General features: G+C 45.9%; 23 protein-coding genes. 20 read left to right on the forward strand and 3 right to left on the reverse strand.

Translation table 11 applies throughout. From position 1 onward, the window contains the following. The 3 genes from KQP93_RS04240 to traN are packed head-to-tail and all read left to right on the forward strand — an operon-like array spanning position 1 to position 5,835. Positions 1–1,128: a TrbC family F-type conjugative pilus assembly protein gene (locus tag KQP93_RS04240; protein WP_440590103.1), complete on the forward strand. Its 1,128-nt coding sequence runs from the start codon at positions 1–3 to the stop codon at positions 1,126–1,128. Continuing rightward, a complete protein-coding gene (locus KQP93_RS04245) occupies positions 1,112–2,140 on the forward strand; it encodes a TraU family protein (RefSeq protein WP_039995231.1) in 1,029 nt (342 codons plus the stop codon). Before KQP93_RS04240 ends, KQP93_RS04245 begins: the two co-directional genes overlap by 17 nt. A 2-nt stretch (positions 2,141–2,142) precedes the next feature. Further along, positions 2,143–5,835, forward strand: coding sequence for a conjugal transfer protein TraN (gene traN, locus KQP93_RS04250; protein ID WP_217876008.1), 3,693 nt, complete (start codon positions 2,143–2,145; stop codon positions 5,833–5,835). Between the two features lie 108 nt (positions 5,836–5,943). Here traN and KQP93_RS04255 read toward each other — a convergent pair whose 3' ends face one another. The 3 genes from KQP93_RS04255 to KQP93_RS04265 form a co-directional block, all read right to left on the reverse strand. Continuing rightward, positions 5,944–7,254 (reverse strand): type II toxin-antitoxin system HipA family toxin, encoded by a 1,311-nt coding sequence (locus KQP93_RS04255; protein WP_369598763.1) that lies wholly within the window; start codon positions 7,252–7,254, stop codon positions 5,944–5,946. Then, positions 7,254–7,577: a helix-turn-helix transcriptional regulator gene (locus KQP93_RS04260; RefSeq protein WP_096086396.1), complete on the reverse strand. Its 324-nt coding sequence runs from the start codon at positions 7,575–7,577 to the stop codon at positions 7,254–7,256. Before KQP93_RS04260 ends, KQP93_RS04255 begins: the two co-directional genes overlap by 1 nt. Before the next feature lie 203 nt (positions 7,578–7,780). Then, a complete protein-coding gene (locus KQP93_RS04265; RefSeq protein WP_199356486.1) occupies positions 7,781–8,383 on the reverse strand; it encodes a hypothetical protein in 603 nt (200 codons plus the stop codon). Between the two features lie 367 nt (positions 8,384–8,750). Between KQP93_RS04265 and KQP93_RS04270 the strand changes: the two genes are divergently transcribed. The 17 genes from KQP93_RS04270 (at position 8,751) to KQP93_RS04350 (ending at position 25,127) form a co-directional block, all read left to right on the forward strand. Continuing rightward, positions 8,751–9,077, forward strand: coding sequence for a hypothetical protein (locus KQP93_RS04270; RefSeq protein WP_012368369.1), 327 nt, complete (start codon positions 8,751–8,753; stop codon positions 9,075–9,077). Between the two features lie 15 nt (positions 9,078–9,092). Then, a complete protein-coding gene (locus KQP93_RS04275) occupies positions 9,093–9,512 on the forward strand; it encodes a single-stranded DNA-binding protein (RefSeq protein WP_000795986.1) in 420 nt (139 codons plus the stop codon). Positions 9,513–9,591: 79 nt separating this feature from the next. Continuing rightward, a complete protein-coding gene (gene bet / locus KQP93_RS04280) occupies positions 9,592–10,410 on the forward strand; it encodes a phage recombination protein Bet (protein WP_000414662.1) in 819 nt (272 codons plus the stop codon). Between the two features lie 81 nt (positions 10,411–10,491). Then, positions 10,492–10,635 (forward strand): hypothetical protein, encoded by a 144-nt coding sequence (locus KQP93_RS04285; protein WP_015066581.1) that lies wholly within the window; start codon positions 10,492–10,494, stop codon positions 10,633–10,635. A 60-nt stretch (positions 10,636–10,695) separates the two neighbouring features. Continuing rightward, on the forward strand, positions 10,696–11,712 hold the full coding sequence (locus KQP93_RS04290) for a YqaJ viral recombinase family nuclease (RefSeq protein ID WP_217876011.1): 1,017 nt from the start codon (positions 10,696–10,698) through the stop codon (positions 11,710–11,712). A gap of 209 nt (positions 11,713–11,921) precedes the next feature. Then, the gene (locus KQP93_RS04295) at positions 11,922–12,881 is read left to right on the forward strand and encodes an AAA family ATPase (RefSeq protein ID WP_199867628.1); all 960 of its coding nucleotides are present in this window, start codon (positions 11,922–11,924) and stop codon (positions 12,879–12,881) included. A gap of 2 nt (positions 12,882–12,883) precedes the next feature. Next, positions 12,884–13,648, forward strand: a complete 765-nt coding sequence (locus KQP93_RS04300; RefSeq protein WP_440590133.1) for a hypothetical protein — start codon at positions 12,884–12,886, stop codon at positions 13,646–13,648. Positions 13,649–13,746: 98 nt separating this feature from the next. Next, complete coding sequence (locus KQP93_RS04305; RefSeq protein WP_000027441.1) at positions 13,747–14,700, forward strand: DUF3150 domain-containing protein; 954 nt, start codon at positions 13,747–13,749, stop codon at positions 14,698–14,700. 61 nt (positions 14,701–14,761) lie between these two features. Beyond that, on the forward strand, positions 14,762–15,202 hold the full coding sequence (locus KQP93_RS04310; RefSeq protein WP_023584062.1) for a hypothetical protein: 441 nt from the start codon (positions 14,762–14,764) through the stop codon (positions 15,200–15,202). Between the two features lie 69 nt (positions 15,203–15,271). Next, the gene (locus KQP93_RS04315) at positions 15,272–16,921 is read left to right on the forward strand and encodes a VWA domain-containing protein (protein ID WP_045611057.1); all 1,650 of its coding nucleotides are present in this window, start codon (positions 15,272–15,274) and stop codon (positions 16,919–16,921) included. A gap of 82 nt (positions 16,922–17,003) precedes the next feature. After that, positions 17,004–17,501 (forward strand): RadC family protein, encoded by a 498-nt coding sequence (gene radC, locus KQP93_RS04320; protein WP_000797298.1) that lies wholly within the window; start codon positions 17,004–17,006, stop codon positions 17,499–17,501. After that, complete coding sequence (locus tag KQP93_RS04325; protein WP_217876014.1) at positions 17,501–17,842, forward strand: plasmid-related protein; 342 nt, start codon at positions 17,501–17,503, stop codon at positions 17,840–17,842. The genes radC and KQP93_RS04325 overlap by 1 nt, the downstream gene beginning before the upstream one ends. A gap of 91 nt (positions 17,843–17,933) precedes the next feature. After that, positions 17,934–19,007: a DUF7146 domain-containing protein gene (locus KQP93_RS04330; protein ID WP_217876016.1), complete on the forward strand. Its 1,074-nt coding sequence runs from the start codon at positions 17,934–17,936 to the stop codon at positions 19,005–19,007. Between the two features lie 89 nt (positions 19,008–19,096). Next, the gene (locus KQP93_RS04335; protein WP_217876017.1) at positions 19,097–19,825 is read left to right on the forward strand and encodes a hypothetical protein; all 729 of its coding nucleotides are present in this window, start codon (positions 19,097–19,099) and stop codon (positions 19,823–19,825) included. 100 nt (positions 19,826–19,925) lie between these two features. After that, the gene (locus KQP93_RS04340; protein ID WP_162814200.1) at positions 19,926–20,333 is read left to right on the forward strand and encodes a helix-turn-helix domain-containing protein; all 408 of its coding nucleotides are present in this window, start codon (positions 19,926–19,928) and stop codon (positions 20,331–20,333) included. 61 nt (positions 20,334–20,394) lie between these two features. Then, positions 20,395–23,217: an ATP-dependent DNA helicase gene (locus KQP93_RS04345; protein WP_114867788.1), complete on the forward strand. Its 2,823-nt coding sequence runs from the start codon at positions 20,395–20,397 to the stop codon at positions 23,215–23,217. After that, on the forward strand, positions 23,214–25,127 hold the full coding sequence (locus KQP93_RS04350) for a DUF7017 domain-containing protein (protein ID WP_114867787.1): 1,914 nt from the start codon (positions 23,214–23,216) through the stop codon (positions 25,125–25,127). The genes KQP93_RS04345 and KQP93_RS04350 overlap by 4 nt, the downstream gene beginning before the upstream one ends. Positions 25,128–25,234: the final 107 nt, after the last annotated feature.

Genomic DNA, 25,234 nt, shown 5'->3' on the forward strand with positions numbered 1-25,234 from the left:
ATGATGAGAAGACTATGCCTCTTATTTTTGTTGGTTGCTCCATTGGCTTGGGTGCAAGTGTCCTGGGCACAAGAGCCTTATCCGTTGTCTGACGAGGACAAAAAGATCGTCGAAATGAGCCGCAGCATTTTACAAAGTGCTGTGGATGGTGCATCTGAATTTATAGAGCCTTTTGCACCGGTTGAACAACCTGCGTCGCTCAAACACAGCGATGAATGGTTGATATTTGCGTCGTCCTCACTGGGAGATTCGTCACTGAAGCAGCTTTTCAAAGAGGCCAGTGCTACCGGCGCTATTGTGTTGTTTCGGGGAATTCCTGAAGGAAAGACCTTGGGGGCAGCTATCCGTGATTGGCATACCCTGATGACGGGGCTTGATCCTGTTCCTCAGGTTCGAATCGATCCGAAAGCCTTTGTGCACTGGCGGGTGACTAGCGTGCCTGCCATTTTTCGCATAGACGATGACAAGGTGACTGCAAGTGCACTAGGGGTTTACAGCAAGGACTGGTTGCAGCGTCAAATTGAAACCGGCAATACCGGTTCATTGGGTCAACGCGGTCCGATTCATTCGATTTTAGAACCGGATTTGATGCAAGTGGCGATGCAGCGATTACAGTCGATTGACCTGGGCGCATTAAAGAAAAAAGCCATTGAGCGTTTCTGGTCTCGCCAAACATTCACTGACTTACCCAAAGCCACGCAGTATCGGATAAGAACGGTTGATCCAACCATCGTCATGCAGCGGCCACTATTGGATGCTAATGGTCGAACATTGATCCCAGCAGGAACGCGTGTTAACCCGCTCAAAGCCTTGCCATTTACTCAGCAGCTTGTGGTGTTTAATGCGTCGAACGCTGAAGAGGTGGACGCAGTTGCGCATTGGCTTGAGGGACAAGATAGGACACTGCGCCGCATTACGCTTATCACCACGCAGCTCGACCGTGCGCAAGGTTGGAATCGCCTCAATGCGCTCGAAAAGACATTGGACAGTCCGGTTTACCTTCTCAATGCCTCGCTAAAGCAGCGCTTTGATCTGCAAGTCACTCCATCGTTTGTTCAAGCAAAGGGACTCGCGTTTGAAATAGAAGAAATTCCAGCAAAGGAGCTTGTTCATGAAAAAGCTCAATAATACGTATCGTCTGATGCGGACTCTCGTTGTCATGTTTGTCCTAAGCGCCTCTATTCCTGCAAAAGCCGAATTGACTTGCCCAGACGCGGGGTTATTGTCCGGCAAGTTGCTGACGGATGTTTGCTGGTCATGCATTTTTCCTATCCGGGTTGCCGGTCTTCCTCTTGGCTCTGGTAATGTCCCAAGCGGCGCATCAAACAAGTCGTTTTGCTTATGTGAAGATAACTTAGGTGTGCCAAGGCCAGGTATTGTTACCAGCATGTGGGAGCCAGCGCGTTTGATTGAACTGGTCAGAACGCCAGGTTGTTCGCCTTCACTGGGAGGGATTCGCTTACCGTTAGGTGATAGGCGATTGCAAGGTGGTCATGGTGAGGGTGAATACGATACCGGTGATCTCGCTTTCTACCATTACCATTATTACGCCTTTCCGCTTTTGGTCATGCTCGATTTGTTCATGGATGGCAATTGCAATGCCGATGGTTACATGGACTTTGACTTGATGTATTTGTCGGAATTGGACCCGACATGGCTGAACGATGAACTGGCCTTTTTTACTCAGCCTGAAGCGGCTGCCGTTGCCAATCCATTAGCTATCTCTGCTTGTACCGCTGACGCTGCCTCATCAACGCTTGGTAAACCCATCGACCAGTTGTTTTGGTGTGCTGGCAGTTGGGGACATCTCTATCCGTTATCTGGCCACACCTTAGCCTTTGGTTCATTAGCAGAAAACACCAGTCATTTAGCGGCGCGTGCAATCGCGGCTCAACACAGGCGTGGTCTTGCAAGACGAACAATGGGGAACAGTGCGCTATGCCGACCTGTTATCGAACCCATGCTGCCGAAATCACAATACAAGATGAGTATGTTCTTCCCTGTGCCGGAAACTGAAAGTGCGCATGTCATCGGTGAAAGCACCATGAAATGGGGAGAGTGGCGAACAATCCCTGGTGCCGGTGAAGATGCGCTCTACATTTTGTGGCGCTGGCAAGACTGCTGTAACTCGGGAGGTTAAATATGAAACCAACACTTTTTACCCGAGTTTTAGCGGGTGTTTTATCAATCACTATGGCGTGCTTGCCCTTACATGGTGTGGCCGCTGATGTACAGCGCCAATCCGGCCTAAGCGGACAACAAGAAGGTAAGCAATTGCTGCAAAACTGGACGATGCCCGCACTCAATGGCAATACATTGTCGGTGCCGAATGGCAGTGGTAATGAGTCCATTAACTTGCAAGAGCTTTTCCCTGGTATGGATCAGGGCTCATTGGATGTCTTAACGGGCGTTTATGGCTCTGATGCCAGCATGAATCAATTGGGGACGCAGCGCCAAGAGAGCATGGCATCCGAAAGTGGCGCTACGGGTGAGGCATTTCGTTCGCTACAACAAATCAAAGACAGGTCTCGGCCAGATATGGTCAATGATCCCCTTTGGGCATTAACCGATGCGGTTCAAACTGACCCCAATCTATTAACTCAAAGCTTCCCCGGCTGTGAGTCTCAAGGTGAAGGCAGCCCAAATTACCTGCAATGTGACAGGCTCAATACAGCGGTTAACAGCTGCACTATTACTCACGATTACACGGCAGGCATTATTGAGCATGTTTCAGGGCCGATGAACCTTCGCTCTTGTGGTGAGGGGTGTCTTGAAGTTTGGATAGGACGTATTGGCGACAACTACTGGAGTGGTAGTTGTAAAGTGTTCGAACAGGCCATCACACTCAAAGTCGTGAACCCCGATGCGATTACCTCAGCCGTTCTTGAGTACGCAAAATGGGATGACTACATGCAAGTGTGGCTTGGCGATCAGAAAGTCTGGTCTGGGCCGAACAATAATTTTCCACCAGAGACGGCAGGTCGCTGCGAGCTCAGTACCAGTTGGGAGCGCAATCCTAATACCGATCTCACAGCCAGGCTAAAAGCGGTAGAACCAGGTTTAGAAGTGCCAGTCAAAATTCGCGTATCGGTAACGGGTAGTGGTGAGGGGTATGCACGCATCAAGGTGCGCTTTGATCCAACCAAGGTGGTGATGAATGATAGTTGGTCACCAGAGTCCTGTATCGAACAAGCAGCGGATATCCCGACGAAGTTTTCAGACTACAGCATTCAATGCACGGATCAGCCTTCTTCAACCAACGGATGTACGGTGGTCAATGGTGTTTCAGTTTGTGAATCCTATTTTGCCCCTAGCCCTGTGGCTGGCATATCGCCTTTGTGTAGGCGTGTACAAGTCAGTGTGGATGATGAAAGCTATAAGGGGATTGAAAATCAGGCCTGCCAAGTGCTTGAAGAGAATCCTTCATGTGGCTTCATGTCGTCAGAATGTGCCGAAACCAATGATAAAGGTGAATGCATTCGTTTTACCGATACCTATGACTGTGGATTGCAAACCAGCGATCCAAAGTGTGTGGTATCCAACCTTATGCCAAGTAGTTTTGAGGCCTGTGATCCTACTCAGACGATTACGCCATTTACTGAAACCAAGCATGTACCGGATTACCAGGTGTGCGAGAAGATCAGCACGCTTACTGAGTGTCAGTTAGAACGACGTGTATCCGCTGAAACCCATCAACAAAGCTGGTCCATTGAGCGCGGTTGCTTTAGCTCTGAAACGCTCAGCTTTGTTCCACAGCACAGCAGCACTATGCAAACTGGAAACGCGACACTGAGGATTTTTGATAATCAAAATACTGAGATAAAAATCACTGAGTCGCCATCTAAGGCAAATGGTTGGAAAACGACACTCTCTCTGAAGGGCAACAAGGAGACGGTCACAGAGACGAAACCGTCCATTAAATACCCTGAAATGACCTGTCCAAAAGGAACCTTGGTTGGCTCATTGTGCAAGGTCGTTAATGGGTCGATTATTTCGTGGCATGAACCGCAGGAAGTCACGCGTTCCAGATGTGAGTCCGGCTGGAACAAAGTCGATTTCGATACTTGCAGCCGAGAAGTTCAGAAGTGTTTGGCTCCTGCGAAACTGAGTGCTTCCTTGACCTTCTCTGGCAAATACTTAGAGCAAGACGTTGGTCATCAATCAAGTGATCCAGGGATAGACCAATGCTTGATGCAAACGGATCAGTTTACTGCCGTGCAGTGGCAGTGTTTGGATACGGGCACAAAACGAATCGACGGGTTAACGGTTGGTAGTGGCGAGTTGGCCAATCTTGGAAGCCTTTATCCGGCTGTTGTTTCGTCTCCTGCTCATTTAACCAGTCGCGGCAGTTCTGATGGACTGGGGCTCTCATGCTGGAGGGCAAAAGCGACCTACAATGCTTCGACTGCTCATCCAGAGTTCAACATGGGCAGCTCGGATAGCTGGGTAGATGCCAATGGTAATACACAAACCATCGTCAATAACGGACAAAACACGACCACCAATACGTGTTCCGAGCTGGAGCAAAAACCGGCCTGCCAGTATGTCAGAACCGAATGCACTGAAGGCGGGGCTGGTCATGAAGGCTTCTGTTATATCCAAAGTTTGGTGTATGACTGCGGACAAAGCGTTGAAGTGCAAAACGCTCGAATGGAAACTCAATACAACTGTGAGGGGCCAGTTCGCTGTATGGGCACAGATTGTTTAGAGCCAGAGTCAATTAAGCAGGCTAACTTTGCAGAAGCCGCTGCGATGCTTAATGCGGCGCAGTTTATGACCAATGATATGTCATGCACGGGAGCTGATGGCCAAGATAACGTCGAGTGTACGGTTTTTAAAGGTAATGCAGGTCAGTGCAAAAAAGCCGTTGGCGGTATAGTGGATTGCTGTGAAAAGCCAAGTGGCGTGTCGTTATCGGATTACATCACGATGATAGTGGCAGTTAACAAGCTTGATACAGCAGTCATGGCCATGAATCCGTCGTCGGCAATCTATGGTTCGTGGAATACGCTTAGGGAACCGATAACGAGTACCTGGAGTGCGGTTAAAGAGCCTTTTGTGTCTGCATGGGACTCTCTCATGGGGGCTGGGCCATCAACGGCTGCTGGCGCGGGAGCGGAGCAAGCTGCGACAGGCTTCATGCAGGTGTTGACCAACAAAACGGCTGAATGGGTAGGCACTACCTTTGGTTCGGGGGCGCAATCGGCACTGTTTAGTAACGTTGGTGGCGCGGTTGGAGCCGATGGTGTTGTTTCGGGTGGTAACTTCGCGCTGGGTGGCGCTGCTGGCGCGGTTCTGAGTACGGTTATGACGGCCTACATGATTTATTCAGTCACCATGATCCTCATTCAGCTTATCTGGAAATGTGAGCAGAGTGAGTTTGAGATGAACGCCAAGCGGGTATTGAAGAGTTGCCACTATGTAGGCTCTTACTGCAAGTCTAAGTTCTTAGGTGCCTGTGTTGAGAAACGGCAATCATATTGCTGCTTTACTTCGCCGCTTTCACGGATCATTCAAGAACAAGTTCGTCCGCAATTGGGCCTTGGCTGGGGCAGTGCGAAATCTCCCAACTGTGAAGGATTGACCGCGAGTCAGTTAAACCAGGTGGATTGGAGCCAAGTCAATCTGGATGAATGGATAGGTATCTTATCGATAACAGGCAACCTACCCGAAGTACCGTCACTGGATCTGGAACGACTCACAGGCTCAGGAAGTACGCTAAACGTTGATGGAAACCGTCAAAGTGCCGCAGATAGAGCCATTGAAAGGCTAAACGGAATGGATGCTCAGAAATTACGCCAGGAGGCGACGGAAGAAATTTCGGGGAATAATTGATTCAGATAATTCACCATAACCGTGTGTGCTAAATTGTTGTTTGGCTCGGGATGGCCTGAAATAAGAGGCCATCCTTTTTGCTCACAGGAATAGTTACTTTACTGCTAACTAAATATCGAGCCGCAAGTTTTCTTGTATTTCATCTATCAGTGTTTTTGGCACATCCCATTCCTCAGCAAGCTGACGCCAAGTTGATACGTGCTCAATCGTTGCATCAATAATATCGTCGATCTTTTTCTTGTTAAAAACAGGGCTAAGTTTCTCTAAACTATAGAAATCACTTCGTGCAAAGTTATCTCTTTTACCATTCAAGCTCATCCAATGGCTGTTCACCCATTTACTGCCAGGTTTATAGCTATAAGCTAAATCATAAGCTGGTGCGAGAGACCATTTGTCTTTTTTCAGAATAAAGGCAAAGTTCTTTGAGTGGTCGTCATGATTTCGAGCAATGATATTGAACGTCATGCGCTTGAATAGCTGCTCAGCTTCAACAGCAGAAAGCTTCAATTGTCTGGCAATGCCAAATAACTCTGCGTAAGAAAATGCCCCCGGCTTTTTATAATCAACGTGGGCAAGCCCGTTTAGCGTTTGTACGTGTACCTTGTTGTTTTTAATTCGATCAAACCGTTGTGTAATAAAGTGGCGTCGGTTGCCTTCTTGGAGTAAGCGGCATGGCATCATATCGACACCGCATTTGTTTGCCATTAGATGATAAACAAACTCCATTGCTCCATAGCCTAATGGGTCACCGAAGGTTTCTTGATTTTTGTTATGTTCACTAACACCGTCAAATTTCATCAAATAATGAGTAAAACCACTTGGCACTTTGGCTTGGCCGGAGCGAACTTGAGTGAAATCTTCATTAAATGCTAATACGGCTTTCGGTCGTGCTCCTCCCGCACTCATGCCAACTGATAATAAAGACATCATTGCCTCTCTATCGTCTTGGCCATTTTGTTTGAGTTCTACTTCAAAATTACCTCGTGAATCTAAGATTTCTTGTGCAATAGAAACGAGCGATTGGATTTCTACTTGTTGTGAAGCATTTAAGCTTCGTAACTTTGTAGCTGGCGCATACTCAAGAGCTCCCATGCCTCGCTTTCCCGTATATTGGAGGCGTTGCAGTGGTGTAATGTCACCCGGTGAACGACCTTGACCTGCAACCCATGCGTTGAGAACTGCGTTACCAAAATCATCAGGTAAGGAGTCAGCTATTAAACCTGGTAGTCCTTTAAAGGTATTGAAATCCAGTTCGGGAAAGCTATAAATGCGATTCGATAATGGCATTTTGATTGGGGACAGCTCGACACCTTTTTTTATGAATCCTGGATCATATTCAAATGATCCAAGTCCCTTTTCAGTGTCAAAACTCACTGCTCCAACAACATCGTCTTGGTATGTTATTGTAATGACTTCCATTACCATTCTGGTGCTTCCTCATCTTTGTTACTGCGCTGGCCAGAGGCTCTCTGCCTTTTCTTGCCTTGCAGTTTGGCCAGCTGTAAGGGAGAAATTTCTTGTTTAGGGAGAAAAAGATCAATCTGCTGTGTGAGGTCTAATGCCATTAATATAGCAATCATGATGTCGAGCTGAACTTTTCCCTTTTCTGCATTCAAAACCGTTTTGCGGGCAATGCCAGCAAGTTGTGCAACTTCAGATTGTGTTAGGTCTCTATTTAGTCGAGCTTGCTTCAATCTGTCGCCGATCTCTTCTGCTAATGCTGTAGCTGTCACGCCTTTCACTGTAAAGTCCTACTTTGGTTACACTATGCGAGATTCTCTCACTTAATGTCCTTAATTTAGGACTTTAATGTGAGATTGTCAACTAATGGTTTTAGCGAGCCTAATTGGTTACATTAAGTGGGTTTTCATTCGTTAGAGTAACCATATGTGGACTCTATGTGCTTTATATGAAGCCCCTTCGAGAGGGGCTGGTTGATGGGAGCCTAGTTGGCGGGGGTATCTGTTTCCTCTTCAGTGATATCGTCATCGGTTAAAGGCACCGCTTGTTCAACCTCTGCTTCTTTACCCTTAGCTTGGGCTGATTTTCGTGCTCGAATTTCGATATCAATAATGCGTCGAGCCAGTTTGATAATGCGCTGTTGCCATGCGTAGTTGCCATCAACACGTTGCTTGTTGCTAAGCACGCTAGATAACCAGAGTGTGTCCATTGAGATCATCAACGCATCGAGTTTGCGCACTAAGCCAACAAACTGGCCAACCTGAGGCGAGCTGATTTTGGCGTTGAAGGTAATCGGATCGGTGTAGTCAGGTACTTCATCGATACCGTTGGACTCCATCAGTTTGTCCAAACGAGCTTGTTCGTTGTCTACCGCCTTAGCGCAATCCTCGATCAGCTGGCTAATGATCTGTTCCACTTCATCAATTTCGTTCTCATCGCCAATGATGCGCAGGATGACATCGATTCCGTAAAGCGCACTGACCGTCCGTCTAAAAACACGGTCAACGACACGTTGTGCCTGTAAGCTGTTAATTGTGAATGATTGTTCAAAGATGGGTTTTGAGTAATTGGGTTTTGCTTGGGCCATAAGTTTGCTCCTGATATGACAATAATCAGTCCCTAGCCTAATCCTCTGTGAGGTAATGGCCTCTCAGCTAGGTGGAAGAATTGAGCATCTTTCTAACTATCCTGTCTGGATAAGACGGTTACACTGACTATCAAATATTGCTGATCTGTTTCAGTGATATCTGCGCCTGAGAGCATGAGCTCAAAGGAAGCCCGCCGCTGAGTTTTCTCAGTGGTACTAAGAGGTAGCTAGCCTCCTTAAACAAATAGCCTGCATGTTTTTACATGCGCAACCATGCGTTCCTTACGGTTCGCTTTTTCACCACCCAACTGGGGGAGTTTTCCCCAGTTGGGGGTGACTCCTTCACAACCAAATTAAGGAGTCACCAATGGAATATATCTTCGGATTTATTATCCAAATCGCAGGCATTATGTTGCTTGCAAAACTGAGCTGGTCGCTTTTGCGATTGCTTGCTCGTCAAAGCGTGCGCCCGTTTCGATTTGTACTTACTCAAATCAAGCGATTGCTCACACCAAAACCAAAACGTCGTCCAATGGCAGTGCCTAAAGCTCCTGGTATGCCCCGTTTGACATCTGCGTTTTACAAAGAGCCACATCAGTACGACATGGCTTTACTCGAAATACCAACCTATCTGCGTCGTCAGTCTTCTTTGCCCAGCCGGGTAGAAGCGACTGTGTGCACAGAGTTCAACTAAGACGAGGAGAACATCATGAAAAACCAAGTAACACTCATAGGCTACGTTGGCTCTGAGCCAGAGACGCGAGCCTATCCATCAGGTGATTTGGTGACCAGCATTTCGCTGGCCACTTCTGAGAAATGGCGCGACCGTCAATCCAATGAGCTCAAAGAGCATACGGAATGGCATCGGGTCGTTTTTCGAGATCGTGGTGGATTTAAGTTAGGGCTAAGGGCAAAAGATTTGATCCAAAAAGGAGCGAAGCTTTTTGTTCAAGGGCCCCAGCGCACGCGCTCATGGGAGAAAGATGGCATTAAGCATCGATTGACCGAAGTGGACGCGGACGAGTTTCTGCTTCTTGATAGTGTGAATAAAGCATCTGAGCCATCACCGGCGGATGATGCAGGCTCCCAAACTAATTGGGCACAAACTTATCCTGAACCAGATTTTTAACCGAGCAAAAACGCTTTAACCCAGCCGGGAGTACTTTCCCGTCAGGGTCAGACTCCCACTTTGATTGTCGGAGTCCACAATGGAAAAACCAAAGCTAATCCAACGCTTTGCTGAGCGCTTTAGTGTCGATCCAAACAAGTTGTTCGATACACTAAAAGCAACAGCATTCAAGCAACGTGACGGTAGTGCACCGACCAATGAGCAGATGATGGCGCTTTTGGTGGTTGCAGATCAGTACGGCTTGAACCCTTTCACCAAAGAGATTTTTGCGTTCCCTGATAAGCAAGCTGGAATTATTCCAGTGGTAGGTGTCGATGGATGGTCTCGCATCATCAATCAACACGACCAGTTTGATGGCATGGAGTTTAAGACTTCAGAAAACAAAGTCTCACTGGATGGCGCGAAAGAATGCCCTGAATGGATGGAATGCATCATCTATCGGCGCGACCGTTCGCACCCAGTCAAAATCACTGAGTATCTGGATGAAGTCTATCGACCGCCTTTTGAAGGTAACGGCAAAAATGGCCCTTACCGTGTAGATGGTCCATGGCAGACGCACACTAAGCGAATGCTAAGGCATAAATCCATGATCCAGTGTTCCCGCATTGCGTTTGGCTTTGTGGGAATTTTCGATCAAGACGAAGCGGAGCGAATTATCGAAGGCCAAGCAACACACGTTGTTGAGCCATCGGTGATTCCACCCGAGCAAGTTGATGATCGTACCCGAGGGCTTGTTTACAAGCTTATCGAGCGGGCGGAAGCTTCAAACGCTTGGAATAGTGCATTGGAATACGCCAATGAACATTTTCAGGGTGTTGAACTGACGTTTGCGAAACAAGAAATATTTAATGCACAGCAACAAGCAGCCAAAGCGCTCACACAGCCTTTAGCTTCTTAGCGCCACGCATTCATTTTACTAACCCTGGCGGGATTATTCTCCCGTCAGGGGGAAGGTCTCGTCTTTTTTTGGAGATCTTCCATGACTAAATCAGCCTCACTTTTTCGCTTGGTATTGGTTGTTGCCCTTGTCTTAGGTTCGATTCAAGCCGGTAAAGCGGCAATTGATTCGGTTCAAGCAAGTGTTGTTCAGCACCAAACAGCGTTAGCACAAGCAGCAAAGTAACCACTTAACCCTGAAGGGGAGTTCTCTCCTTCAGGGGAGTCTCCCCTCAAAGGAGACAATATGAAGGTTATCGACCTATCACAACGTACTCCTGCATGGCACCAGTGGCGCATTGCAGGGGTTACGGCATCTGAAGCCCCAATTATTATGGGGCGTTCACCCTACAAAACACCTTGGCGATTATGGGCAGAAAAAACTGGATTCGTATTACCGGAAGACCTGTCGAATAATCCTAATGTGCTTCGCGGTATTCGGTTGGAGCCTCAAGCAAGGCGAGCATTTGAGAATGCGCATAATGACTTTCTTCTGCCGCTATGTGCAGAAGCCGATCATAACGCAATCTTTCGAGCCAGCTTTGATGGCATCAACGATGCGGGCGAACCCGTTGAACTGAAATGTCCTTGCCAGTCAGTTTTTGAGGATGTGCAAGCTCACCGAGAACAAAGCGAGGCGTACCAGTTGTATTGGGTACAAGTACAGCATCAAATACTGGTCGCCAATAGCACGCGAGGTTGGTTGGTTTTCTATTTTGAGGATCAACTGATTGAGTTTGAAATACAACGAGACGCATTGTTCTTAACTGAATTGCAAGAAACGGCGCTTCAGTTTTGGGAGTTAGTACAGACCAAAAAAGAACCGTCAAAATGCCCTGAGCAAGATTGTTTTGTTCCTAAGGGTGAAGCCCAATACCGTTGGACATCGCTGTCTCGACAGTATTGCTCAGCACATGCCGAAGTGGTCCGACTGGAAAATCACATCAAATCTTTGAAAGAAGAAATGCGAGACGCCCAGTCGAAATTGGTCGCTATGATGGGTAACTACGCTCATGCCGATTATGCTGGGGTCAAACTCAGCCGCTACATGATGGCGGGTACGGTGGACTATAAGCAATTGGCCACCGATAAATTAGGCGAGCTGGACGATCAGGTTTTAGCTGCTTACCGAAAAGCGCCACAAGAGCGGTTGCGTATCAGCACCAATAAGCCAGAGCAGCCCGTTGAAACACCAATCAAAATCAGCCTTGAGCAAGAGAACTTGGTTCTGCCAGGTGACTCGCCGAGCTCATTTTATTTTTAACGTTCACTTGGAGCCGATTTCGGCTCCTTTCTCATGTACTTACATCGAGTGCATCAGAAAGCAGTTTCACTCGTAGCCAATGCTGGGTACGAATGATAGAGCGAGCTGAACTCTTATATACACAGCCATACCACAATCAACACACCACCCGACGGGGACTTCATTCCCTGTTGGGGCATGGGGCCTCGTCAAAACAGATGAGGTTTACCATGACTGAACAATCCCCATTTTTGGTTCAAGTGAATCAAGCGTTTAATGTCCCGGCTCCTGATGCTTTCGTTCTGGAAGGATTTGGTGCCGACACTACCCATCCAAACATTCCCGTTCGCAAGGACGAGTATGTTTTTAGAAAAGAAGACTTACGTGACGTATTGGCGTTTTTGTCTAACCCAGACGGTGACGGTTTGTATATTACAGGCCCCACTGGATGCGGTAAGACCTCGCTAATTTGCCAAGTTGCTTCTCGATTGAATTGGCCTGTTCAGCAAATTACTGCGCACGGTCGATTGGAGTTGTCCGATCTTATCGGTCACCACACGCTGGTTAATGGCAACATGACCTTTGTGTATGGACCGCTGGCACTGGCTGTAAAGCATGGCCATTTGCTGATCATTAATGAAATGGATCTTGCTGAGCCTGCTGAACTGGCTGGGCTCAATGACATTTTGGAAGGTGCCCCGTTGGTCATCGCACAAAATGGCGGTGAGATCATCATGCCACATAACAAGTTTCGTTTTATCGCAACCGGCAACAGTGCGGGCAGCGGTGACCAAACGGGCTTGTATCAAGGTGTGCTTCAACAGAATTTGGCTTTTCTTGATCGCTTTAGAATCATCGAAGCGACCTATGCAGAGCCTTCTGTAGAGGAAGCCATTCTGGAGAACATTGCGCCGGGCTTGCCAGAAGTCTTTCGCCAAAAAATGGTGAAGGTGGCTGGTGACATTCGTCGTCTTTTTATTGGGGGCGCGGATGGCGGTGCTGAGCTTAGTATCACCATGTCCACTCGGACCTTGGTGCGCTGGGCAAAGTTAACACTTGCTTTTAAAGGTGCTCCTAACGCAGTGGAGTATGCACTGGTTCGGTCTTTGACGGCTCGTGCTGAGTTGGAGCAACGTGAAGCCATTCACCGTATTGCCGCTGATGTCTTCGGTGATCACTGGGAGGATTGATGATGGAAAAGTGCTTTGCTCTTTACCGTTACAGTCATTCTGATGGGACAGCCAAAGAATGGGCCATTTATGTTGGATCAGACACCCAGGAGATTGAAGTTCGGTTTGGAAAAGCTGGTCAATTGTCGCAGCAGCGATTGATTGATTCGACTGATCCTAACGCTGAAGCAGACCGACGAATCAATGAGAAAATCAACAAGGGTTATCGATTGGTTGGACAAGTCGGCATTGATCATCAAGGGCGGCCATTTGAACTCTCAAATGCGCTAGATAGCGTCGCGTGCGCCAATAACGTCAGTTGGGAGTTTCGTACTCGCAAGGACGTCAATGGCCAAGTCTCGCTGGCTCAAAAAGCGTTGTTCGATATGGCAAAGCTGCTTGAAGCCTATGGCTTGGCTGTTATTGATGATAACCAGGTCAGGATTGGAGAATGGTCATTAGGGTTTTGCAAAAGCGAATTACCTAGTACCAATCAAATCAGCATGGTGTCAGGTGAAGGCGCTGGCATTGTTAACACTGATGATGGCCCGTGGCCATTGTTGCTGTTACTGGCCTTTAAGCGTCAATTACCACCACTGTGTTCGCTCACAGTAGCGAGTCCTGAAGGGATAAAAGTATCCGACCAACTGAAGTTGGAAAAAGATGTATTGCGGTTGCTAGGCAGTGATTTAGAGCGGGTTCGCCCGATTGCTGAAGCACTGGACTTAATGCCTGCGAAAATCGATCTCAACCAATCGTCGCCTGATTCGCAAAATTACTATTTTTGATAGTGATGTTGCCATTAGCGCGTCAACTACTACCACCCAAACGGGGGCCATTGCTCCTGTTGGGAGTGGTGCGTCCCCATCTCGCATGAGGATGCACTATGAGTATTCAAACCCTCGACAAACTCTTGATTTGTCACATCGACTGTTCCATCTGGAGCGGTAGAAAAAAACTAAGGCCTGAAGATTTCAGACTAGCCAATGGCAGCCAACTTCCACCGAAGGATGTTGCCAGCTTAGGGAGTAAAAAAATTTGCGACCCTGAGGCATTGGCGAACTTTGAAAGGCTTAAGAAAGAAGCGCAACGCTTGTGTGAGCAAGTCGGTGTGCGGTTTTTAGGTGGCTATGCCGTCCCTGAAGACCGAATTGATCAGATTGTTCCAGAGCTTGACCGGATCGGTCAGGAGTTTGCGCAGTGCAAGCAGTTGTTCTTGGACAACTATGATCAGGTGACGTTTGACTGGGTTGCAAAACACCCGGAATTTGCAGATGCAATCCGGCGTGCGCTGTCACCCATCGAAGACGTGGAACAACGGCTTCAGTTCGATTATGCCATCTATCGAATGCAACCGGCTGAACAAGCTGGTGGCTTAGATGACAAGGTCAATGGCATGGGACACACCCTCTTTAGGGAGGTGGCTCGTGATGCCAATGAACTGTTTGAGCGTTCCGTTGCAGGTAAGAATCAAATCAGCCAGCGAGCCCTTAATCCTCTCAAGCGATTAAGAGACAAGTTGGATGGTTTGTCATTCCTGGATCATCGAGTTCAGCCGATGGTTGAAGCGATGGACAATTTATTTGTTCGTCTGCCGAAGACCGGCCCTGTGACAGACAATCTCTATCACGAACTGATGGCGACCATTTTAATTTTGTCTGATCCAGACAAGATGAGAATGCACGGTGAAGGTCAATTGGATATCAGACAACTGATGCCCAAACCTGAACCTAAACCCGCACAGCCAGTATCTGCTCAGGCAGATAACTTACGTGCAATACCACAACCAACCGTCAGACCAAACCTTGGTTCGACTGTACCAAACTCATTTTATTTCTAACGTCCTTGAGGGCATGTTGCCCTGAAGGGCGCATGTCCTCTGAACTATGTAAGAGGAAATTATGCAATCAACCATCCATAACCCCAGCCAACTGAACCAGTTTGAACCACATTTTCGTGGTGTGACTGATGCGGTTGAAAGCGAATCGATACCAGAAGTGGCGTGTTGTCGAGCGTTAGTACAACGGTCGTACTCAACACATAGTGTTTTGATCCCCAAGAACCCTGTGCTGATCGCAGATGCGGACGGGCAAGGTGTTTGGGTAACGGCCATGGTATTTGTTCCAAACATGGCATTGCAGCAAACCGCTTTTGAGCGGGCCTGGCTGCAATATCAACACGAGGTGTCTACTCAGTTACAAGACCAGTACGGTCTGACATTGGATGACATCCTGAGTTTAGACCAGCTTAAAACGTCATTTGAACAGCACGAGAGTCCAGCTCAATTGGTGGCTTGGTTAGGTCAAAAATACGACCTGGATAAGCTAAAAGCACAGGTTTAAACATCCACATTCCCAGCGGGGAAACGCTCCCGCTGAGGGAGTATTCCCCTTAATGATTAGGAGACTCCCATGAATCATCCATTAAAAAACGCACTGCCAATCGTTGCCGCCGCTTATGGCGAAAAGTTTGGTGTGAAGGTGCTTATTCAAGGACAAGATGCGTTTACCGATGGTGAGCGGATTGTGATCCCAACAGCAAACCCAGACGACCCACACTATCAACAGATAGCTTGGGGTTATCTGGCTCATGAAGCGGCGCATATTCGGCATACTAATTTTGACATGGTGCAGAAGGCGTCGTCCAAACCGATCCGTAAGGCACTTCTCAATATCATTGAGGACGTTCGCATTGAAAACGAATTGGCAAAGGATTACCCCGGAACCCGGCGCAGTATTTCGCAAGTGATTGAGTACATGGTGGACACTCAGCAAATGTGTGTACCTGAACAGCTTGAGCCTGCATCTAACTTGCAAGCATGGTTGTTGTTCCGCTTGAGATGCCATTTTCTCGGTCAGAAAGCACTGACGCCTTTGTATCAAGTTGTTGATGAAAGAGTGAGACAACTCTTTCCTGCCGCAGCGATGAGCCGGTTAAGCGCCATGCTGACAGCAGTGCCTAGCTTAGGCTCTACAGGTGAAGTGCTGAAACTTGTCGATGCCATCGTTGCCATGTTGGAAGACGAATCTCGTCCACCACAGGATGAGTCGGATGCTGATAGCGGTAATGACATTGGACAAGCTGCGAGTAATGACAGCAGTAGTGACAGTCAAACCCCAAAAACAGACTCGTCTGCAACAGGGGATGCTGCTGAAACGGGTGATTCTGATAACTCTGCTCAAGCTGACAATTTGCGACAAGCCTTAGAGGCCAGTGCCGCTCAGTTTGAACCCGATACCTTTGCACAAGTGGCAGAAGTGTTGTCGGAACAAGCTGAAGGACATCAGGGCGTCACTCCACTCAGTTTGCCCCAAGCAGAGCAAGCTATGTTGGGTGATGAGGAAATTTTGACTTTATCGGCTTCCGAGTCCGCTCAAATTCGAGCCCGACTTAGGGGCATGGTTCAGTCCAGTCAGGACAATCGGAATCATGCAAAACGGCACGGTCTTCGAGTGGCAACCCATCGTCTTGCCGCTTCACAAGCAGGTGAGTCGAGATTGTTTATTCAAAGGCAACCTCGCATTGCGCCTAATGCTGCTGTGCACTTGCTGGTCGATATATCGGGTTCAATGGGTAAACCCATTGGCGAAGGTAATCGAAAGTACTTTCATGTTGCCAATGAAGCCGCTTTGGCTTTGGCCATGGCACTGGAAGGCATACCGGGTGTTGTACCTGCGGTCAGTTATTTTCCTGGTATTCATCAGGAAGTTTCTATCGCGTTATTGCCCAAGCAATCGGTTCGACATCGGGCCGCCTGTTTTGACCAAAAACCACGAGGTTGTACGCCTATGGCACAAGCGATGTGGTTTGCGGCAAACAGTTTGTTAGCGCAAAAACAGAAGCGAAAGCTAATGATAGTGCTAACGGATGGTGACCCAGATGATTGGGCTGCCACGCATGACATTGTTGACCGGTGCAGACGCAGTGGCTTTGAGCTGCTGGGGATCGGGATTCAAACACGCAGTGTTGAGAAATTCTTTCCTCAAAGCATTGTGATTAATGACGTCAAAGATCTGAAGCGTGAGTTATTCGAAGTAACACAACAACTGTTAATTCAGTAACCACATCAATTTTACCACCCTGCGGGGACGATTCCGTCTCCGTCAGGGCATGGGTTCGTCTCCGCTTTTTTTGGAGACTCCTATGAAAAACAGAAAGTTCTTAGCTGGCGAAGAAGCCGGTACTTACATCGTTCCTGAGCAAGTGACTGAAGCGGATATCTTAGATATGGCGCTTAAACTTGCCCGTGGTCGATTGAGTAAAGGTCGCAAAATTGAACAGCCATCATCGGCGTTCTCATACCTGCAAACTCTGATGCACGAGTATGAGCACGAAGTCTTTGGCGTACTGTTTCTTGATACAAAGCATCGCGTCATTCGATTTGAAGAGCTATTCAAAGGTACTTTAGATGCGGCGAGCGTGTATCCAAGGGAAGTAACAAAACGAGCGCTAGAACTTAATGCAGCAGCAGTGATACTGGTTCATAACCATCCATCGGGTGATCCTGAACCCAGTGAAGCTGATAAACGCATCACTCATCGACTCCGTGACGCCTTGTCACTTGTTGATATTCGAACGCTTGACCATGTCGTGGTCGCATCCGAGGGCTGCGTTTCGCTTGCCGAACGCGGTTATCTTTAATGAATGGGCGCATTGCCCATTCTCCTTCATCACAAAAGCAGTCCCATCAACACACGTCATCACAGCTCGAATTTCTATTTGAGTTTGATGATGCCCCAGTCACTTGGTCTGACACGGAAATCTGGCAGTTACGCGAAGGCATTCTATTGGATGCGATCCGTGTATTGCTGGACGGTCGTGTTAGTACTCGGTTGCGCAAGGATGTGTTGTCGTGGATTAAAAATGACGAATTAGCGCCATTTTGCTTTCGTGTTTGCGCGATGGCTGCGGTTGTCGATCCTGATGTGCTTCGTGATTCCATCATGTGGCTATTAAGACGACATGGTATCCAGCTTGACTAACGTTCCTGCATTAACCAAACGGCTTAATGCAGGAACCAAGCTGACTTTTACCACCAGTGGTAGGAGTCGGCTTTTTACTTAAGGAGGTTATATGGCGTTACCTTTACAAATTGAAACAGTAAGGCCATATCTTAATGGCCAATGGCTTCAAGTATTAGCGGCATTGGTGCCAGAACTTGATGCCGCTATTGCTCGAAAAGGCCGTCATGTGGCTTGCCCTGTTCATGGCGGTCGTGATGGCTTTAGGCTGTTCAAAGATGCTGAATATACCGGAGGTGGCGTTTGTAACACCTGCGGTATCTTTCATGATGGTTTTGAACTGTTGTCTTGGATCAATGGATGGAACTTTGCTCAGTCTATTGAGGCAATCGGCCAGGTTCTTGGTATTCAACCCGGACAAATACAAGCGCCTACTCGGCCAATACCGAGTAACGCTGTTGATTGGAAGGCTAAAAAGCAGGAAGAGGACAAAGCGATTATCTATCGCTTGAATCAAACCTGGGGAGAAACGTTATCCCTTGCAGATACTCGTGCGCAACCAGTTTGGAACTACTTGCATCGTCGTGGCATTGTTACCCGGCTTCGTCCTGAATGGGATTCGGTGCTGAGGTTTCATCCAAACTTGCCTTACCATGATGAAGATGGTCTGTTTATCGATAGCTACCCAGCGCTGCTAGGTAAAATCGTTACTCAGCAAGGGCGTTCGGCCACGTTTCATCGGATCTACCTAAGTGAAGATGGATTTAAAGCACCGGTTGAAAAGCCAAAAAAGATGATGCCCATACCCAGTGACCGAACAATCACCGGTGGTGCCATTCCGATAGGTGAGCCTGGTGAAGTACTAGGTGTTTCTGAAGGTATAGAGACGGCTTTAGCTGTTACCAGAGCAACGGGGCAAACATGTTGGTCGGTTGTGAATGCAACGCTACTGGCTAGGTTTGAACCACCAAGTAATGTGAAAATGCTGTACATCTGGGCAGACCACGATCTCTCTGAGACTGGCCTGAATGCAGCGAATGAACTCAAGAAAAAAGCCTGGCAAAAAGGCATTCTGACACAAGTCCTGATCCCTCCGATACCAACGTCACTCGGCGTGAAAAGTTGGGATTGGAATGATGTGCTGAATGTTTACGGTGCCATGGGCTTTCCGAAAGTTCATGTCTGATCCAAGGGGCTTCGGCCCCTTTTTTTGCGCCTTGCATATTTGAAAAAACATGGAGAATGAAAAATAGATAACCAATAGGAGAAACAAATATGATGGTATTAACCCTGTTAACAAAGCAGATTGATGATGAGTTTACGGTTTACTGGAAGACCGGCCTTCGAAGAGGTGGTGAGCTAAAGGTCGATTTAGGTGAGCAGTACGACAAGCTTCCTGAGCAGCAAAAGCCAATTGCAGCTGAGCTTTATGCGATTCACCACCTATTGTCAGTGAAAGAGGTGATGGGGAGTAACCGAAGCGGCAATGGCCTTCAAATCCGGGTCAGTAAAGGAGCTATCAAAAAGTTACAGAAACAACGCTCAACTCAGCATTCACTTTACAGCCTGACCAGGTTCTTGCTCACCCGTTACCAAGAAGCACAGATATCGGTAGAGAAGCGGGACGATTGGCTCTCAAATTCCTTCGAAGAATACAGCGTCGATAATGCTACAGTGAGAGAAATCGATGAGGTCATCAACGTTCCGAACATTGGACCTGTCGTGGTGACTCGTCATGCACTGCAACGGTTTGTGGAACGGCTTTCAGACGGTGCTCCTAAGCATCCTTGGAAGGCTTTGTGCTCAAAGCTGCTATGTTCGGGGCTAACTAAAACTCAGTTGCCAGAAAACGTTGCTATCCAAAAAGCAAAAAAATATGCTCAAGAGGCTGAGTTCTGGCAACATGTTGGTAGCAAAATGCACTTTGTTCTGATACCCACAAGTGGATCATTTAAGATTTTAGTTTCTGTTGTTAATCAGTGCGTAACGTATGAACCAAGTTAGTTTATAAAGTATCAATGTACAATTCGAATATTTTGCTTATTTCGTTTATTTCGATTAAGGTGATTACTCAAGTTTTATGTTTAAATTGGAGCGAGCAAGGATGTCAGTACGAAAACGCCTCAGTCCATTTCCTTCTGCTAACGACATTGAGTTAGCGCATGAGGGTAAACGGGTATTGCGCGAATTGCTGAAAAACAATGCACCTTGCTACTCTGTTGAAGTGTTAAGTAGCGATGGCGAATCAAATGTTATTCAATTACCCGCAATTGCTTTTAGCCTTCTTGCAGAGGCGTTACATGAAATTAGCAATGGAAGTTCAGTCAAGGTCATGCCACAGCAACCTGAACTGACAACCCAAGAAGCTGCAGATGCTCTTAACGTCTCTCGCCCATTTCTAATTAAGCTCCTTGAAAGCGGTCAAATTCCCTTTCATCGAGTTGGGACCCATCGTCGCATCAAACATAAAGACATTATTGAATTTACGCTTAACGGCGATAATAAAAAATAAAAAACCAATTGATATGAAGAATTACGAAGATAAAAAGCGGTTGAAATAAAAGGAATTAATCATGCCCAATAAGAACTTTGAATTGTTAAAAAACCGCTGGCCTCAACTATATGAACATGCCAATTTCGCTGAGAAATATGCACATACTGATCCTCACACTGCAATTATCAAATTACGTTGCTTTGCTGAACAGTTAGTAGGGATTCTCTATAGAGAACTAAATTTACCTTGCGAGCGAAGTGATGGGTTCTTCGAAAAACTAAAATCCAATATTTTCATCGAAGTAATTGATGAAAATATTTTGGAAAAGCTGCACGCAATCCGGATGTTAGGAAATAAAGCGGCACATGGCCGAAGCGTTCATTCAGATGATGCGTTAGCACTACTGAGAGATGCATATTTGATCGGTCAGTGGATGTTCAAAACATATAGCGGCTCAACATATGAAAGTTACCCAGCATATATAGAGCCCTGCCACCCTGATATAGGGCTAAACGTGCTAAGCCAGAGTAACAAAGAACTTGAAGAGCAATTAGAAAAAGTAAAAGAAGAGCTCTTGAAACTCGAAGAATCAGAACAAATTGCTCAAAACCAGGCACTCGAACTTAAAAAAGAACTAGATCAAGTTAAACTAGCCGATTTCAAGGAAGCATCATCAAGGGCTGCATCAACATTCGACCTGGCACCCGAAAACACTCGAGAGCTAATTAAACTTCACGACGCTTTTTCTGAATACAATTTAACTGATGGACAAAGTTTATTGGTTGATAAGCTTGATTCGTTTCTCAACAATAAAGAAGAAAGCGTATTCTTATTAAAAGGTTACGCCGGAACAGGTAAGACATTTATAACTAAAGGCCTAACAGAGTATTTTAGGGCTATCGGAAGAAACTATGTCCTAGCCGCGCCTACTGGAAAGGCATCAAAAGTAATTGCTAAAAAAACACAATCCCCCGCTTACACGATTCACAAGACAATCTATTCATTCAAAGATATTTCTGAGTATAAAGAAGACAACCTTGATGGGTCTGAGACATTTAAGTTCTATGCTCAACTGGCTGTTAATGAAATGTCTGCTGATACTGTCTACATTGTTGATGAATCCTCAATGATTGCAGATGTATATCATGAGGAAGAATTCTTTAGATTCGGTACTGGCTACTTGCTCAGAGACTTTTTCAAGTTTGTAAATCTAGACCATAATGACCACAGAAAAAAAGTAATCTTTATTGGCGATGATGCCCAGCTCCCACCTGTCGGGATGAATTTCTCTCCTGCTCTTGACCAGAAGTATCTATCTATAGAGCACAATATCAAAAGCACTCTGTTTGAATTGACTGAAGTTGTTCGTCAAAAGTCAGGTAGCGGAGTCATGCTAAACTCTATAAACCTTCGTAAATCTTTAAAGAACGGGGTATTTAACCAGCTATCAATAGACTCAAGTTACCCAGACATCATAAACGTAAGCCATGTAGACTTGCTAGATATATATCTTGAATCCTGCAATAGAAAAATTAATGCAGAGTCTATAGTCCTTGCACACTCTAATTCTGATGTCGCTGCTTACAATCGAAAAATAAGACAGCATTTTTTCCCAGAAACCCCAGAGGTTTCTGCGGGCGATAAAGTGATGGCTGTAAACAACAGTAATGCTTATGGGTTCTTTATATCAAATGGTGACTTCGGCCTGGTCAGGGAGATTTTAAGTCCGACCGAACGCAGACAAATAACCTTGCGCAGAAAGAACTCAGAAACGAACGAAGTTGAAGAGATTTCAGTTTCGCTAGCTTTTAAAAACGTAATTATTGGCTTTAAAGACTTAGAAGGAACTCCACATTTCTTCAACGCAAAAATTCTAGAAGACTTACTTTACAGCGAACATCCAGGCCTTACTTCAGACGAGAGCAAGGCCTTGTATTTGGATTTTTGTATCCGTCATCCACATTTAAAGCGCGGAAGTTTAGAATTCAAAGAAACCCTTCGATCAGATTCATATTTTAATGCTTTGAGACTTAAGTTTGGCTATGCCATTACTTGCCATAAAGCACAGGGCAGTGAATGGAATCACGTGTTTGTAAAATGTAAAACACATCAGAGTCAGCTATCCGCTGATTACTTTCGCTGGCTCTATACGGCAATCACCAGAACATCAAAAAACCTATACCTTTTAGACCCGCCAAATATTAAGATTGGTGCTGGCATCAAAGCTGTTAACTCTCCAAATATATTAAGCCCTAAGCTAAGCAGCCAGGATACTCCAAAGTCAAACCATCAACATATAAACGCTAGCGACAACCCCATTGGCACAGAAGAAGACGATAACTTCGGCATTCCATCTCATGCAAACTTTTCACTTGAGGTATTAGGACGAGTTCGAAGGCTGTTAAAGGGATCCGACGTTAAGATCCAAGATGTTAGCCAAGGTCAGTACCTAGAAGTTTATTTTTTTGAAGTAAATAATGAGATAACGCGGATAGATATCGGCTATAACGGTAAGGGAAAAATTACGAGAATTACCGCCCCCACACAATCAGATCTTGGCCTTAGATTACTAGACATACTTTCTCCCATTAATGGAATACTCATTGTTCCAGAGACCTCAGATTCGAACTCTGACTTCACGTTCAACGAAGAGTTTCTGAACGAATTTCACTCAAGGATTACACCTCTTGTGAGTGAGCGAGGAATCAAGATCAACAATGTTGAGTCAATGGATTGGAAACAGCGCTACACATTTATTCAATCTGGAGAGTGTGCTGTGATTGACATTTTTTATAATGGGAAAAATCAATTCACCAAGTACGCCCCCGTTAATAATTCCTGCACATCAGATACGTTAGTTTCTGAAATTCAGACTGTTATAACAGAAGGACTTAGCTCGTGATTACTAGCAGGGACGTTTTTTCTACTCGCAAGGAAGGCAAGCTTGATGAAGCCTACAAAATGGCGATTGAGCTGATTAATAAGCCGGATAATGATGAATGGGACATAAAGGCTTTTGCTTGGTGCGTAATCGATTTGATTAAAAGAGACGCACAATCTGGAAAAAGTGAAAATATTCACCACTACTCTGATCAACTTCGAAACTTGAATATTGATGCATCAGACAAAATACTAACGGATCAAAGAGAGTATGCACTCAGGCTCAGCAACCCCAATGGCCAAGAAATTCTCGAAGCAAAATCTTTAAGTAAGAAAGGAGATCATCATGGAGCGTTAAATCTTTATAAACGTATATACAATAACGGAGATCAGTCTATTGATGTTCAAACCGGCTTAGCATGGGAGCTATACCGTGTCGCAAAAGGCATGACAGAACAAACGCCGGTTAATTTCAATGGCGCGAAAAGGTTCATTAATGACTACTTCAAACTAAACACGGAAAAACCATCTTTGTTGCACACTTGCATTCTTCAACTAGCAGACAAAATAGCTAAAGAAGGCAAGTTAAATATGGGAGCTTTTGCTCGCATATGGGGTTTAGAAAATCTTCGTCCTGAGGACTATGACCCATATATTTCCGATGATGGAAATTCATATCCGTCTCTAGCAGAACGTGTTATTCAACACGCCAGTAAAGATTCCTTCACGAACGATGCTTACGAAGAACTAATCTATCTGCTCCCCTATATCAATGTTTGTATTAATAGATATCCAGATAATATCTGGCTAAAACTGAGCAAGGCCAGAGCATTGATGGCAACAAAGCAAAGTAATGAAGCTTTTTCCTATGGTCTAGAAGTTGTCAAAAATAAGATCAACGACTACTGGGCATGGGAGCTTCTCGGCGATATTCATCAATCAAACTCTCTCGATCTGGCAATGTCTTGTTACTGCAAGGCATTACTTTGCTCAAAAGATATTAATTTTGTTGGCAAAGTTAAAATCAAGCTTGCGGAACTCCTTTCAAAAAACGGCCTAGCTTCAGAAGCTAAATTGGAAGTTGATCAACTTGTCAATTATCGATCAGAGAACAATCAAAAAATCCCTGAATCGGCAGAGATACTCATGCGCAGCACTTGGTATCAAGGCGCTATCAGCAGTAAATCGAATCATCAGCTTTACTTAGATAAAGCCACCCATGCAGAGGAGCTTTTGTACAGTGATTTGCCATGGATAAATGCAGTGTTAGGCGACACTTTTATTATCGAAGGAAAAAAAGACCAAGTTAAACGCAAACTTTACGTTCAATCAAGTTCAATACCGGTGGAAGTCACAATACCTGAATCAAAACTAACTTTTAATGTTGGCAAACCAGGGGACGCTTTAAAGATTAAGGGCGAGCTTGATAAAGAAAACCGATTCCAAGTCTATTCCATTGAGAATCGAACCTCAAATGAAGACTGGGATATTTTCGAAGAGCAAATAGGGATTGTAGACCATGTAAATACAAACAAGCGACTAATTCATTTTATGATTAGCCGAACAATTGATGGCGTTATTAATTTTTCAGATCTGCCAGAAGAGTTCAAAGAAGGTGATGCCATTGCATTGCGTTTGGCCAAGTTCACAAGCAGGCAAGGAACCCGTTACAGGGTGCTCACATCTTCTAGAACAACAAAACCTATTCCAAGCAGTATCTTGAAGCCTTTTAGCGATGATGTTCGAGAAGAAAATGGTATGGGGTTTACCGATGACGGAATTTTCATTCCACCGCCTCTGATAAGAGAAAATAGCATTAATGATGGCGACTTTGTCACCGGCTATGCAGTTCTAAATTACAATAAGAAAAGGTCAGAATGGGGTTGGAAGGCAATTAGCATACTCGAAGCGAAAAGTAACGCTGATGATTAGGTGAAGTCAGTACCTAATAAATAATTGAGTTAGTCAGAAACACTCACAATTCCTTCATCTATCTGGCCAATCGCTCTAACGGGGATCTTTAGCATGTTAGCTCTATG

It is taken from the genome of Pseudoalteromonas shioyasakiensis (genome assembly GCF_019134595.1).
Lineage (GTDB): Bacteria > Pseudomonadota > Gammaproteobacteria > Enterobacterales > Alteromonadaceae > Pseudoalteromonas > Pseudoalteromonas shioyasakiensis_A.